The organism is Aliiglaciecola sp. (assembly GCF_039982535.1).
In the GTDB taxonomy this organism is placed as follows: domain Bacteria; phylum Pseudomonadota; class Gammaproteobacteria; order Enterobacterales; family Alteromonadaceae; genus Aliiglaciecola.
In genome coordinates this window covers 70,284-84,589 of sequence record NZ_JBDWYG010000019.1, presented here as the reverse complement: position 1 = coordinate 84,589, position 14,306 = coordinate 70,284, and the positions used below count along the sequence as shown (strand labels likewise).

Here is a 14,306-nt window from a genome sequence, read left to right as displayed (position 1 = left end):
AAAGAAAATAACATTGGAGTATAGACCTATGTTTACCAATTTTAACCCTTTAGTGAAAATGCTGCTGCTAGCAACTGCACTGATTTTAAGCGGATGTGGTGGGGCTGATGTGAAGTCAGGAAGTAATAACTTGCTGACGTGCAGTGTTCCTAATGTACCTAATTCAACGGGTACTGCCTGTGAAGCGCCACCTCCCATTCAGTGTGACGCTCCCACAGTGCCAAATGAAACCAATGATGCCTGTGTGGTGGGCGCTGATCCAACCGCTCCTGAACCTATGGTTACCCCAGCAATGGATCAGGCGGTTTTATATTATAACCGTGCAGCGGTAGGAGCGGATAATTCCTCTACTGATCCCTCCTATGAAGGCTATCGATTGCACACTTGGAACAATGATACCTGTAGTGCTTATGCCGATTCTGATACTGATTGGGCTAATGGACGTGTGCACGATGGTGTGGATCCTAACTATGGTGCTTATTGGGTGATTGAGCTTGTGGATGATTACGCGGGCACTGAAGGTGCTTGTGGAAATTTCATTATCCATATTGGTACTGACGATGCTGGTAAAGAAATGGGCGGTTCGGACAAAAGAATGCCGCTTTCTCAAGATGACCCGGACTTTGCTCGCATGAACTTTACCTTTTCTGGTGAAGAAACCGTGTTTGAGTATCCTATTGTATCCCTTGGTCCTCAGCCGGTTAAAATTGAAGGTCAAGCAGCCCATTGGTTAGATGTTAATACGCTACTTTGGGATGCTGGTGATGCTGTGGCAACAGTTAAATTACACTATTCCGCTGATGCTGCTCTAGAAGCGTCCTTAGAGACAGGCTTAAATGGTACGGCCATCGAATTAATGGCAACAGATTTAACCGATGAACAAACTGCCATAGCTCCACATTTATCCAATTTACCCGCGTTTTACGGTGATTGGAGCCTTGAGGACGCCAAAACGGTGTTGACAACTCAGGCCGTTTTAGCCGGTTATAATGCAGATGGTGTGATTGTTGCGGCCACGGGTATTCAACTGGCCAATGTTATTGACCAAGTGTATACCTCAGGAGATATGGACGCCGACGAAGCAACTCTTGGACCTATCTACGCAGGCGATAACATTACCGCTGCAGTTTGGGCACCCACTGCGCAAAATGTACAGTTAAAATTGTACAACCAAGATAAAACTCTGGCGTCTACTATTCCCATGTCAATGGATGCAGATTCTGGTGTTTGGTCGTATACAGGTGGCACTGAGTTAGACCGCCAATTATATCGATATGAAGTAACGGTTTATCATCCTAAAGCGGAAGGTATTCAGGTGTTGAATGTCACTGACCCTTATTCGGTTAGTCTATCTACCAATAGCCGTTTTTCTCAGTTCGTGAATTTGCAGGACGATGATCTTAAGCCCGATGGCTGGGATTCACATGTCATTCCTACTATTGAAAACTTTGAAGATGCGGTGATTTATGAAGGGCATATTCGAGACTTTAGCGTACGGGATGAAAGTACTTCACAAGCCAATCGCGGCAAATATTTAGCCTTTACTGAACAGGGCAGCGATCCTGTCGAGCATTTGCGTAAGTTAGCAGAAACCGGTGTGACTCACTTCCATGTTTTGCCTGCCAATGATATTGCCTCAATTGAAGAAGATACTAGCAAGGTTGTTGATCTTAATAGCACTTTCGCTGACTTATGCAGACTTAATTCAGCAGCTAATATTTGTCAGGACAGTTCTATCAGCGATGACATGACACTACTGGAGTTATATCAAAGTTACGGCGTAGGTGAGGAAGTCAAAGCTCAAGAGATCGTAGAGGCCATGCGCAATCATGATCAATTTAACTGGGGTTATGATCCCTTCCATTTTAATACCCCTGAAGGCAGCTATTCATCTGATCCCGATGGTGTAACTCGAATCAAAGAAATGCGTGCAATGAACATGGCATTACATGAGTTGGGATTGCGTGTTGCACTGGATGTTGTCTACAACCATACCAATGCCTCAGAACTGAATACTAAATCTGTGTTAGATAAAGTTGTCCCTGGTTATTACCACAGGTACGCAGTGGATAGCGGCGATATCATTCGTGAAACCTGTTGTGATGATACTGAGCCGCGTAATGTAATGATGGAAAAATTAATGAAAGACTCCTTAACCCTTTGGGCGTCTGAATATAAATTTGATTCCTTCCGTTTTGACATTATGAGTCAGGCAAGCAAAGACACCATGGTGGATTTATTCGAAGCCGTTAAAGAGGTTGATGAAGATACCTATTTTTATGGTGAAGGTTGGACGCGAGAAGATCGTGGTTACGAGCAAGCGAATCAGCCAAATATGGCGGGTACTCAAATCGGTACCTACAATGACCGAATTCGTGAAGCGGTACGTCAAGGTAACGTTTTTAAGCGCGAAGCGGATAACGCCTCCATGAGTGACCAAGACAGGATTAAAATGTCGCTAGCCGGTACCCTAACGGATTATGTGCTAGAAGACTTTAATGGTGTGGCTTCAACAACCAGTAGTATAGGTGGCTACGCCACTGATCCTGCCGATATTATTAATTATGTGTCTAAACATGATAATGAAACCTTGTGGGATCAGTTCCAATATACCTTGCCTGATGACCTAACATTAACCCAACGTGTGAGGGCGCAAAATGTAGGTGCGACTTTACCACTGATGTCACAAGGCATTCCGTTTTTACAAATGGGCGGCGACTTCTTACGCTCTAAATCAATGGATCGTAATACCTATGATGCCGGTGATTGGTTTAACTATGTGGATTTCACCATGCAAACCAATAACTGGAATGTGGGGTTGCCTTTAGCACAAAATAATCAGGATAACTGGGATACTATTCATGCTTATTTTACTGCACCTGAGCGTGCGGCGAGCATGACTGAGATCGAGTTTGCCTCAGCCATTTTTGATGAAATGTTATCTATACGTGCTGAGAGTCCATTGTTTCGATTAACCACTGCTCAACAAATCATTGATCGCATCGGCTTCCATAATATTGGTCGTCGTCAAACCAATGGATTGATAGTGATGAGCATCGATGATGGTATCTCTGACGACCCAGACATGCCCCGTGCAGATCTTGATCCTATGGTGGATGCCTTGGTGGTGGTGGTGAATACCAGTTATGAAGAGCAAAACCATACAGTGCCTACGGCATCGGGTTTTGAACTGCACAGTACCCAAATGGCCTCAACGGATCCTGTTGTCAGAGGAGCGTATTTTACTGGCGCGGAAGGGGAAGGTACTTTTACGGTGCCTGCTTTAACCACCGCTGTATTTGTGAAACCACAAATGGGCGCCCAAGGTGGCGGGTTATCTGCTTATGCCACTTCTGGTGCGCCGGATGTGGTGCCTTATGGCAGTACTACCGTGTTTGTCCGTGGTGCATTCAATGGATGGGGTGAAAGCGATAGCATGAACTACGTGGGTGACGGCATCTATGAAGCGGTTATCGAAGTAGCGGCAGGCGCATATGAATTTAAAGTCGCCTCTGCTGATTGGTCTACGGTAGATTTTGGCTCTTCTGATCAAAGCGTCACCTTAGGTGATGAAAAGACGTTGTCTAGAGGTGGTTCTAATTTACAACTAACCCTAAGCGAAGATGCGACTTTGAAGTTTGTAATTGATGCTAGCGATTCAGAGGCACCGGTGTTTAGTGTTGATAACGAAGAACCTTTCTTTGGTACCACAGTATTTGTCCGCGGTGGCATGAATGATTGGAGCGAAGATAACCCAATGGCCTATGAGGTTGGCGGTATTTATACTACAACGATGAATCTCAGTGCCGGCAGTTACGAGTTTAAGATTGCGTCTGCTGATTGGTCGACAGTGGATTATGGCAGTGGTGAGTCAGATACATCTATTGTCATTGGTCAGGAGAAGTTTGCAGCAATCAGTGGCAGTAACCTTGGGCTGACTATCATTGATGAAGGGAAATATAGCTTTATATTCGATATGAGCAATCCTGATGAGCCTAAGATCTCAGTATTTTCTACCGAGTTCTTTGCTGATACGTCCGTTTATATTCGAGGTGGTATGAACGGTTGGGGAGAAGTCGATACCTTAATTTATAACGGTGATGGGGAGTATGCAGTGCAAATCGACCTTAAAGTAGGCAGTTATGAATTTAAAGTGGCTTCTAGTGATTGGTCGACGATTAACTTAGGCGGCAATGAAGAAAGCTCAACTGTTATGTTAGATTCAGCTTTTACTCTGAGCTATAACGGCAGTAATTTACTGTTAGATATTGATAGCGCAGGTTTATATCAGTTCAGTGTGACAGGACCGGATCCCCAAGCGGCTAAAGTCACCGTCAGCGAAGTGGAGTAACCTGATTTAAAATATTCACTTTGTAAAAAGAGTCATTAAATAAAGAGTAACGCGTTAGATGTCGTCTGTTAGTTTAAAAGAGACGAAATCTAGCGCGTTTTTATGTAAGGACGAATAAAGAGGGGAGGTTAGTTTTTATATCCACAAGATCCACGTTTAATGACTTCAACTTGCATGGATTGTGTCGTCGGTTCTTCACCGTTTATTAGCGCCACAAGACTCGCTACTAATAATTCACCTGCGCGAATAGTATCTTGAGAAACCGTCGTTAATGGTGGGTGAGTAAAGCGTGATACTGGAATGTTGTCGTATCCTACCACTGCAATATCAGTGGGGATATGTCTGCCTAGATCTTGGCATGCTTGCATTACTCCAATAGCGATTAAGTCACTAGCACAACAGATAGCATCTATTTCTGGACTGTCTGTCAAAAGTTGTTTAGCCGCATCATATCCTGAATTTTCAGTTGAAAAGGCTTCAACTTGATAGTTTTTGTCTACCTTCAGCCGCGCATCTTCTAATGCTTGGCAATGACCCAAATAGCGTGACTGAAATTCTGGTGCATGATCGTCAGCTCCGCCTACAAAAGCAAAGGTTTTGCGTCCTGCTTCAATTAAATGTTGAGTAATATCAAATCCGCCTTGGTAGTTGTCACATCCAATAGAAATACCAGGGTGTTCTTTATCTTCGGGGCCCCATCTAACAAAATGGGTTTGTTGTTCTTCTAATTGGGTTAATTTATCTTGATAATCTACAAAGTCTCCATAGCCCAATAAGATAATTCCATCGGCTTTATTGGTGTCTTTGAATTCCGCATGCCAATCATCTCCCATATTTTGAAATGAGATTAGCAAGTCGTATCCGGCCAGTGAGCTAGCTTTAGTAATGCTGCCAATCATAGAAAGAAAAAATGGATTGATTAAAGAATCGTCAGTGGTTAAATCTTCAAACAACAACAGCGCTAATGTCTTGCTTTGTTGTTGCCGTAAATTACTCGCATTTTTATCAACTTTATAATTTAATTCAGCCGCGATAGCTTTGATTTTATCGCGGGTTTGTTGATTAACCAAAGGGCTATCCCTAAGGGCTCTAGATACGGTAGATTGTGACACTCCGGCTAAATGGGCAATATCAAATGAGGTCGCTTTTACTTTCATAGTGATTACTTATTATTATTATTGAGCGATGCTGGTAAATGGAATTGGTTTAGTTCCTTACTTTTATACACCAGCTTTTGGTGTAAAGCTTTATAAATTATTTGATTAAAAAGATTTTGCCTTGGTAGCAAAGTGCTATAATGGCTTCTTTTTTCGTTTCTAATTCATGTGTTACAGGGGAACTATTAATGGCCGAGACAGACATTCGTCCGACCAACTTCATACGTCAAATTATTGATAAAGATTTGCAAGCAGGGTTGCACAAACAAATTCACACACGTTTTCCGCCTGAGCCTAATGGTTATTTGCATATAGGACACGCGAAATCGATCTGCCTGAATTTTGGTATTGCGCAAGATTATCAAGGAACCTGTAACCTCAGGTTTGATGATACTAATCCTGATAAAGAAGATATTGATTATGTTAATTCAATCAAGAACGATGTGCATTGGTTAGGTTTTGAATGGGAAGGTGACGCTCGTTACTCTTCAAACTATTTTGATCAGCTACACGCTTATGCCACTGAGTTAATCGAAAAAGGTTTGGCGTACGTTGACTTCTCCACCCAAGAAGCAATGCGTGAAATGCGTGGCACCTTAACCCAACCTGGACAAAATAGTCCTTATCGGGACACCACAGTTGAACAAAACTTAATTGAATTTAAAAAAATGACTGCGGGTGAATATGCTGAAGGACAGTGTGTTCTGCGAGCTAAAATTGATATGACCTCGGCATTTATGTGTATGCGCGATCCCGTCATTTATCGAGTTAAATTTGCTCACCATCATCAAACAGGTGATAAATGGTGTGTATACCCAATGTACGACTTTACCCACTGTATTTCTGATGCCATTGAAGGAATTACCCATTCACTGTGTACCTTGGAATTTCAGGATAATCGTCGTCTGTATGACTGGGTGATAGATAATATTGATATTCAGTCACAACCACGTCAGTACGAATTTTCACGGTTAAACTTAGAATATACCGTGTTGAGTAAACGTAAACTGATCCAATTGGTTGAAGAAGACTATGTGCACGGGTGGGATGATCCACGTATGCCCACCATTGCCGGATTGCGCAGAAGAGGTTATACCCCAGATTCAGTGCGTGAATTTTGTAAACGCATTGGTGTGACCAAAATGGATAATATGGTCGAAATGGGCATGCTTGAAGCGTGTATTCGAGAAGACCTCAATGAAAATGCCAATCGTGCCATGGCGGTATTATCGCCAGTGAAAGTCGTGATTGAAAATTACCCTGCAGATCAAGTTGAAGAACTGACTGCCGCCAATCATCCAAATGATGAAGGCAAAGGCACGCGCAGTATTCCTTTTACCCAAGAAGTATTAATTGAAGCTGATGACTTCCGTGAGCAAGCGAATAAGAAGTTTAAACGCTTAGTCTTGGGTAAAGAGGTACGTTTGCGTAATGCTTATGTGATTAAAGCGGAACGAGTTGAAAAAAATGCAGAAGGAGAGGTGACAACTATTTATTGTAGTTATGATCCTGATACCTTAGGTAAAGACCCAGCCGATGGCCGTAAAGTCAAAGGCGTGATCCATTGGGTAAGTGCCAGTAAAGCACTGCCTGCTGAAATTCGACTTTATGATCGTTTGTTCACTGCACCTAACCCTGCAGCTGAAGAAAACTTTGTAGACTGCATCAACCCTGATTCATTAATCGTTAAAAATGGATGGGTTGAACCTAGCTTGTTAGATGCACAAATAAACCAAACCGTACAATTTGAACGGACTGGTTATTTCTGTAAAGACAAAGACAGTAATGAAAGTAAATTGGTATTTAATCGTACCGTAGGTTTGCGTGATACTTGGGCAAAAATTGGCGATTAACTTTATGTAAACTGAGTTTCTGAGTTAATGAAGCTAGGTTTATCATCGTTTAATTAAAAAGTGCGGCTTGAAAAAGCCGCACTTTTTTTGTTTGTAAGGAATGTATTCTTTAGACCTATTTAATACTCGGCTTTAGCCATAATATTAGGATTTTGGTTGGGCTACGAAGGTTTTCCCATTTTCTTCTTTACTGTCATCTGACATTAAATATAAATAAAGAGGCATAATATCTTCTGGTGTTTTAAGGGTACTTGTTTCTTCACCTGGAAATGCTTTTGCACGCATGGAAGTGCGAGTTGCACCTGGATTAATACAGTTAAAGCGTAATTTTGTACCTGCGTATTCATCCGCTAAAACTTGCATCATTCCTTCAGTGGCGAATTTTGATATGGAGTAAGTACCCCAATAGGCTCTTCCTTGGCTACCCACACTGGAGCTAGTAAACACAACAGAGGCTTGAGGAGCAAGTTCAAGGGCTTCTAACAATGCTTGTGTCATTAAAAATTGACTGTTTAAATTAACCTGCATTACCTCATTGAATATATCTTCTTCAATTTGTTTAAAAGGCTCTAGGTGTCCTAATAGACTGGCATTTTGCAATACGCCATCTAGTTTTCCAAACTGATTAATAATAGTGTTAGCCATATCCTGATAATGCTTTTTTGTTGCGCCTTTCATATCTAAGGGGACGATAGCTGGCTCTGGGTATCCGGCTTCTACTATTTCATCGTAAACCGATTCAAGCTTTTTAACTGTGCGGCCTAAAAGTATGACTGTGGCGCCATGCTTGGCGAAGTTGATAGCGGCCGCTTTACCGATTCCAGCACCGGCACCAGTAATTATTATTGTTTTGTTTTGTAAGGCATTTAAAGAGGCAGAAAAATTGAGCATGTTAAAATATGAGTTGAGCAAAAGGTAATAGATCCTAACATTTAAGGGCTTTTGGAGGTATTCATTTTTAATTTAACTGAATAATCAGAGTAGGTTTTGAAAGAATTGATCCTTTTGTAAGTTTAAGATGTTTAACAAACCGTGAAAAATAGGCTTTTTTTTCACTGCGAAGCTATCTAACAATATTTTAACAAACTCATTTGCAAAAAACTAACAAAGCCAATACTATGGTGGCAATGACAACTGGTCATACTTGTTAAAAGTTGAAAGGCTCAAACAACATACAAATGTTGGCCAAAAAATAAACTTTTCGCATGTGTATCAATGAATTAACTGTATTTGGGAGAAATAATGAAAAAACTGTTAATCAGCACAAGTATCGCTGCAGTGTTTGTGCTCGCTGGTTGCGGTGGTGGCGATGAACTGAAAGAAATCCAACAAGATACTACGAAAACAGTTCCCGCTTCACGTATTATGTTTGACCCCTCCAATAGTGTATTGAATGTTCCAAATGACTTATTTTTCGCGTTAGTGGAAGTGACAGATGATGGTACGTTGGAAATGCCGGATGAGGTTGCTGGACAGGCAAATGGCGGAACGCCAGATTTTGGTAATCCATCAGCTGCACTAGGAGCGTTAGATGGTTGGTCAACTCAACATCCATTCACTTTTTCAACTTCTCACCCTGATGGTGTAAGTTTAGATGCTGCTTCAGCGGCAAGTGCTGGGGCAGTGCGTATATTCGAAGGTGCCATTGGTGGCGATTTGAATGATCCCGATTGCACCAACGTATCACCTATTACTGGCTGTAAAGTCGGTGCTGAATTAACCTTTGGGGTAGATTTTGTAACTACTGCAAGTGGTAATGACGTGGCTATTGTGCCGCTCAAACCGTTAAAAGAATCAACTTCTTATTATGTGGTAGCAACGAATAAGCTAACTGCTGGTGGACAAGCGTTAAAACCATCGACTACTTATGAGTTAGTAAGACAAGATATTACAACTTTACCATTGGCAACAGAATCGCAACTTAGTTTGCAGGGTATTATCAATTCTTACGAAGCGGTTTTAACTAGCCAAGCTGGATTGAGTCAAGATGAGATAATATTTAGCTATACTTTTACCACACAATCTACCACGCAAATTATAGATACTGTTAAACAGCTACAAATTGCGCCTTTTGCACAAGCTCTACAAGGTGGATTATCTCCTGCTGAAGCCGCGGCATATTTACCTGTTATTCCGGTATCGGAAGCGTCTATGTCTACGGCATTTGATATTTTAGCGCCAAGTTTATTAGGTGAAGACCAATTGGCAGGATTAATGGCCGTAGGTTTAAATACCTGTGATGGCATGATTGCTGCGATTTCTGATAGTTCCTCGCCATTATTTTCCACAGCAGCGAGTGTTTTCCCGCAAGTAGGTGCATTTTGTGCTGCTTCTATGAAGTCAGGGAGTATAGATTTACCATATTACAGTGATCCTGTTGATCCATTAAATGGACGTTGGGAAGCGGCGTGTACAAATGGTTTAGCACTGCAGACGCTAGGCAGCGAACAAATAGCTACCTTGTTGGCCAACGGTACTATTACTACTGGCGAGAATAACGACCTGTGTCAAGCTGCATCTGGTGGTCAATTGTTAGATTTGGATTTGACTAATGTGGGGGTAAATGACTTACGCCATGTTACTCGTTACAGTCCTATTCCGGCTCCTCAAGGTACGAACGAAGATGGTACTGAAACCCTTGATGTTCAAATTACTGTGCCAGATCCTACTGTAATTGCAGTTTTGGCTGCGATACCTGACTCTGGTGTAACTGCCATTAGTAAGCCTGAATCGGGCTGGCCTGTGGTTATTCTGCAACATGGTATTACCTCTAGAAAAGAAGACTTCTTAGCGATTACAGGGGCGTTATCTCTTGCAGGATTCGCCACAGTTGCAATAGATCATCCATTGCATGGTAGCCGTGGGTTTACTATCGACGGGCAAGTAGTTAATACATCAACTGGCTTTGGAGGCTCTACTACAGATTATCTAAATCTAGCGTCACTGCTTACCACTCGAGATAACAATCGTCAGAGTATCGTTGACGTTATGGGTTTACGTTTAGGTTTGAACGCTGTTGTAGATTTAACCGGTGGTAGTGTTGATTTGGATGCCAGCAAAGTTTCTTATATTGGACAGAGCTTAGGTTCGATTACTGGTATTCCATCTGTTGCTTCTGCAAATAAATCATTTGGTGAAAGCAACCCTCTTGCAGCCTTTGATTCTATGTACGCTTTTGAAACTGCTGTATTTAACGTACCTGGTGGCGGTACGGGTGGTTTCTTAATTGAATCACCTAGCTTTAGTAACCTGATTAAAGGTTCCTTATTAGCGTCTTCGTCTACTGAGTTTCAAACTTACCTAGTTGAGTATGCAACGGAAAATCAAATCCCTGCAGCAGATGCAATAATACCGGCATTCATTGCTTATGAAGCGCAACTTGATGAAGCCGGTTTGGCTGAAATTAATGCCACATTCGCTAGTTTCGTATTTGCAGCACAAACCATAACGGATGCATCAGATCCAAATAACTTTGCATCTTTACTTGCCTCTAATACTAGCTTTATGTTCCAAGAAGTTATCGGTGGCGGTACCAATGATGATGGTTCAACGGCATTGCCGGATCAGGTCATTCCCAATACAACGGTTAACTCTTCAACTTTTGCGGGTACTGAGCCTTTGGCGAACTTTGCAGGTTTAAGTGGAGTATCAAGTACCACTGAGGGGAATGGACTTGTACGCTTTATTGCTGGTGTTCACTCCAGTTTATTGAGCCCGTCACCTAGTGCGGCGGTAACAACTGAAATGCAAAAACAAGCTGCGGCATTTTTTGCCACAGGCGGTACAATTGTAGTTACTGATTCTTCGGTGGTTGCTAACTAAGTACAAAGCATAGTAAAAGCCAAGTCTCTGACTTGGCTTTTTTTTGTCTGCAGTTTGTTACCTCACATTATTGGTGTTTAATGGGTTGTAGCATCAATAGCTTGGATATATTCTGACTATCGTCGAAGCTTATCGAGCATTGAAATGCGTAAATAAAATGCTTTTAATCTCACAATTTGTCCCCACATAAAGGGATTACCGCTGGGAACGGTTTTATACTGACCCCTCACTTATAATATGAATAAGTTGATTTTTTAATCAATATAAAGGAGTTACGCTTGGAATTTTTATTTCAATATGGGTTGTTTGTAGCCAAAGCAATCACCATCGTGGTGGCAATTTTATTGGCTGTTGGCGGGATAATTGCGCTTTCTTCCAAGCAAAAGCAGGGCGCTGGTCAATTAGAAATTAAATCAATGTCTGAGCACTTTGATGAGTTAAAAGAACATGCACAACATCTCCTTTTAAGTAAAGAGCAGCTTAAGAAAAAGCAGAAAGAACAGAAAAAAGCTGATAAAGAAGCCAAAAAGAAAGACAAGGACGAGGTTAAGGCTAATCTTTTTGTGTTGGATTTTAAAGGTTCAATGGATGCCCATGAAGTAGATAGTTTACGCGAGGAAATTACTGCTATTTTATGTGCTGCACAACCAAAAGATGAAGTTTTAGTGCGCCTAGAAAGCGGTGGCGGTGTCGTCCATGGGTATGGGTTAGCAGCCTCACAATTGCAACGTCTAAAAGATAAAAATATTCATCTCACTGCCGCAGTAGACAAGGTAGCAGCAAGTGGCGGGTATATGATGGCCTGTGTTGCTGATCATGTTTTGAGTGCTAAGTTTGCGATTATCGGCTCAATTGGGGTAATTGCCCAACTGCCTAACTTTAATAAAGTTCTAAAGAAAAACGATATTGAATTTGAACAGCATACTGCCGGTGACTTTAAACGGACATTAACCTTGTTTGGTGAGAATACCGATCAGGGGCGCGATAAGTTCAAGCAAGAACTAGAAGAAGTGCATGTGATGTTTAAAGACTTCGTGTCTTCTAACCGTGCCGATCTAGACATTGATAAAGTCGCCACAGGTGAATACTGGTATGGTAGTCGAGCAAAAGAATTAGGCTTAGTGGATACTATCCAAACTTCTGATGACTTCTTAATGAGTAAATTAGACAGTCGAAATATCTTTTCAGTGAAGTACAGTAAGAAAAAAGGTTTGGCAGAGAAGTTTGGTAAAGCAGCCTCTACAGGGATTGAATCTGCTTTAGTGAAGCTTTGGTCTAAAAGTCAGACCTTGTTCAAATAGATAAACGTTAAGTAAATTTTATCAATAAAAAAGAGCGACCTAAGTCCGGGCTATTGAGTTAACTTGGAGCCGTTTTGTTGAAATAACGAAGCGGCTTTTTATTGTCATAAATCTTTTTCTATATTTTTCAAAGGGTATGAAAGGTAAGAATATTGCCGAACAGCTTATAAATGTACGATTAGTTAAATTTTTCAGTTAGTTAAAGGTGTGATTTGGCTAGATAGAAAAGGGGATTGATGAGAAACTCTCTGTTTTTGTATATCAAGAAACAAAAAACACTGACCATTATGATCAGTGTTTTCTTAAAAGCTAAACTTGTAGATTAAGCTTGCTTCTTAAACTTACGAGAAGCTAATCCTATTAAACCTAAAGCAAATACCGCTAATGTAGATGGCTCAGGAACTTCTGTTGTCCCAGCAAAGGTTAAAGTATGCAACTGAACATCGGTAGCTATAAATCCCTCAAAAGATCCATCTGTATAATTTAGCTTATTAATTCCAAATTCAAGCTCCTGCCAAGTCAAACCGTAATATAATCCATCCTCTGAAGAAATATCACCATCTATGGCTCCACGACTGAAGCGATCAAGGCCTGTACTGCTGATTAAAGATAAGCTTCCTGATAACTCATTTACATCATAAAAGTTACCGTCTGCATTGAAAAAAACCAGCATATCATCTGCAAATGCTAAGCCGTGGGTCGCGCTAAATACTCCAGCATCTCCCAAAACAGAGGTTGCTCCTGTTAGAAGGTTAATTGAAACTGCGTCATCAGAACTCTCACTCCAACCGAAGGCTTCACCAGAATTACTAATAGCAAAGCTTGTTACATTAGTTCCTAGCGCGCCAATTACACTAGATTCACCAGTGTCAGTATTAATTGAAACCAAAGAACCACCTAGGCGTTCAGTTCCGTATAGTACTCCGTTATAAAACGCAATAGAATTTAAGGCTAAGCCTGTATTTCCGATTAATGTGGTATCCCCAGTGACAATGTCTACAGTATATAAGTCACTAATAGCACCACCACTGCCCGAAGTTGCGTAAGTAATCAAACCTGCATTAGCTAAACCACTAATAGCCAGAATAAAGCTAGCCACTAATGCTTTTAAAAATTTATTTTTCATTTGAGTTTTCCTTTTAATTCTATGCCAATCGAAGTTGTAAGTTATTTAATAAAGCCAAAATTAAATACATATTGGATACTACGCAAATAGTGCGCCAATTAGGTAAATTACAAAAAAACAAAAGGTTAGTGGTGTTGTGTGATTTGAAACTAGTGCTTTTGTAAATTAATTTGACACTAAAATCGGTTATTCATAAAGCTTGGAACGTGTTCAGGTTTGTTGCGATAGACTTCATCAATTCGCACTTTATCAAAGCTAAACGACAGCAACTCTTGGGCTGTATAGATCTTCTAGGTTAAACCAAGTCGCATTGCGGGTGTGGTAGGTTTTGGTTTGTTGTTACTTTTATAATTTTTGTTAATAGTGCGCTCATTGGTCATGCAATAATTGAAATATACTCGTTTTATTTCTATGAGTTTTACCATCCATTCTGGGTTATAGCCTGCATTGGCATTCCAACGCTTAGAGTTAGTGGCGCTGGTGACTGGACGCTCTAAAAAGTTGATGTGCCTACGTAAGATTTGAAACCAATTATCAACACCATGCAGTGATGTATTCATTAAAGATTTTTCTACTAATTGGGGAGTCATATTTTTAACATCACCAAGCGGCAGCATCATTGCTAACCGGGATTCTCTGTTGGGGTTGATTATCCATTCTGATTTAGCATTACCCACTCTCTTTCTGTTTGATAGC

The 14,306-nt window shown here is 41.1% G+C and carries 8 protein-coding genes; 4 read left to right on the top strand and 4 right to left on the bottom strand.

Translation table 11 applies throughout. The features are described from left to right. Positions 1-28 precede the first annotated feature (28 nt). The gene (locus ABJV04_RS04365; RefSeq protein WP_348490081.1) at positions 29-4,351 is read left to right on the top strand and encodes an alpha-1,6-glucosidase domain-containing protein; all 4,323 of its coding nucleotides are present in this window, start codon (positions 29-31) and stop codon (positions 4,349-4,351) included. A 128-nt stretch (positions 4,352-4,479) separates the two neighbouring features. Here ABJV04_RS04365 and ABJV04_RS04360 read toward each other — a convergent pair whose 3' ends face one another. Further along, on the bottom strand, positions 4,480-5,508 hold the full coding sequence (locus ABJV04_RS04360; protein WP_348490080.1) for a substrate-binding domain-containing protein: 1,029 nt from the start codon (positions 5,506-5,508) through the stop codon (positions 4,480-4,482). A 188-nt stretch (positions 5,509-5,696) separates the two neighbouring features. Between ABJV04_RS04360 and glnS the strand changes: the two genes are divergently transcribed. Continuing rightward, positions 5,697-7,361 carry a glutamine--tRNA ligase gene (gene glnS / locus ABJV04_RS04355; RefSeq protein ID WP_348490079.1) on the top strand — a complete coding sequence of 555 codons (1,665 nt, stop codon included), beginning with the start codon at positions 5,697-5,699 and terminating at the stop codon, positions 7,359-7,361. Positions 7,362-7,505: 144 nt separating this feature from the next. Here the strand turns inward: glnS and ABJV04_RS04350 are convergent, their stop codons facing one another. Then, the gene (locus ABJV04_RS04350) at positions 7,506-8,252 is read right to left on the bottom strand and encodes a YciK family oxidoreductase (RefSeq protein WP_348490120.1); all 747 of its coding nucleotides are present in this window, start codon (positions 8,250-8,252) and stop codon (positions 7,506-7,508) included. 351 nt (positions 8,253-8,603) lie between these two features. Here ABJV04_RS04350 and ABJV04_RS04345 point away from each other — a divergent pair, with 351 nt between their 5' ends. Together ABJV04_RS04345 and sohB are read left to right on the top strand one after the other, a co-directional pair. After that, on the top strand, positions 8,604-11,183 hold the full coding sequence (locus ABJV04_RS04345; RefSeq protein ID WP_348490078.1) for a VolA/Pla-1 family phospholipase: 2,580 nt from the start codon (positions 8,604-8,606) through the stop codon (positions 11,181-11,183). 278 nt (positions 11,184-11,461) lie between these two features. After that, positions 11,462-12,484: a protease SohB gene (gene sohB / locus ABJV04_RS04340; RefSeq protein WP_348490077.1), complete on the top strand. Its 1,023-nt coding sequence runs from the start codon at positions 11,462-11,464 to the stop codon at positions 12,482-12,484. Between the two features lie 322 nt (positions 12,485-12,806). On the opposite strand, the gene ABJV04_RS04335 is transcribed toward sohB, so the two are convergent. Both ABJV04_RS04335 and ABJV04_RS04330 read right to left on the bottom strand, forming a co-directional pair. Further along, positions 12,807-13,610, bottom strand: coding sequence for a PEP-CTERM sorting domain-containing protein (locus tag ABJV04_RS04335; RefSeq protein ID WP_348490076.1), 804 nt, complete (start codon positions 13,608-13,610; stop codon positions 12,807-12,809). Positions 13,611-13,900: 290 nt separating this feature from the next. Continuing rightward, positions 13,901-14,287, bottom strand: a complete 387-nt coding sequence (locus tag ABJV04_RS04330) for a hypothetical protein (protein ID WP_348490075.1) — start codon at positions 14,285-14,287, stop codon at positions 13,901-13,903. Positions 14,288-14,306: the final 19 nt, after the last annotated feature.

What these genes read in the sequence shown, in the direction of transcription:
- ABJV04_RS04350 (WP_348490120.1), bottom strand. Translation starts at nt 8,252, where the DNA reads ATGCTCAATTTTTCTGCCTCTTTAAATGCCTTACAAAACAAAACAATA.
- ABJV04_RS04365 (WP_348490081.1), top strand. Translation starts at nt 29, where the DNA reads ATGTTTACCAATTTTAACCCTTTAGTGAAAATGCTGCTGCTAGCAACT.
- ABJV04_RS04345 (WP_348490078.1), top strand. Translation starts at nt 8,604, where the DNA reads ATGAAAAAACTGTTAATCAGCACAAGTATCGCTGCAGTGTTTGTGCTC.
- ABJV04_RS04360 (WP_348490080.1), bottom strand. Translation starts at nt 5,508, where the DNA reads ATGAAAGTAAAAGCGACCTCATTTGATATTGCCCATTTAGCCGGAGTG.
- glnS (WP_348490079.1), top strand. Translation starts at nt 5,697, where the DNA reads ATGGCCGAGACAGACATTCGTCCGACCAACTTCATACGTCAAATTATT.
- ABJV04_RS04335 (WP_348490076.1), bottom strand. Translation starts at nt 13,610, where the DNA reads ATGAAAAATAAATTTTTAAAAGCATTAGTGGCTAGCTTTATTCTGGCT.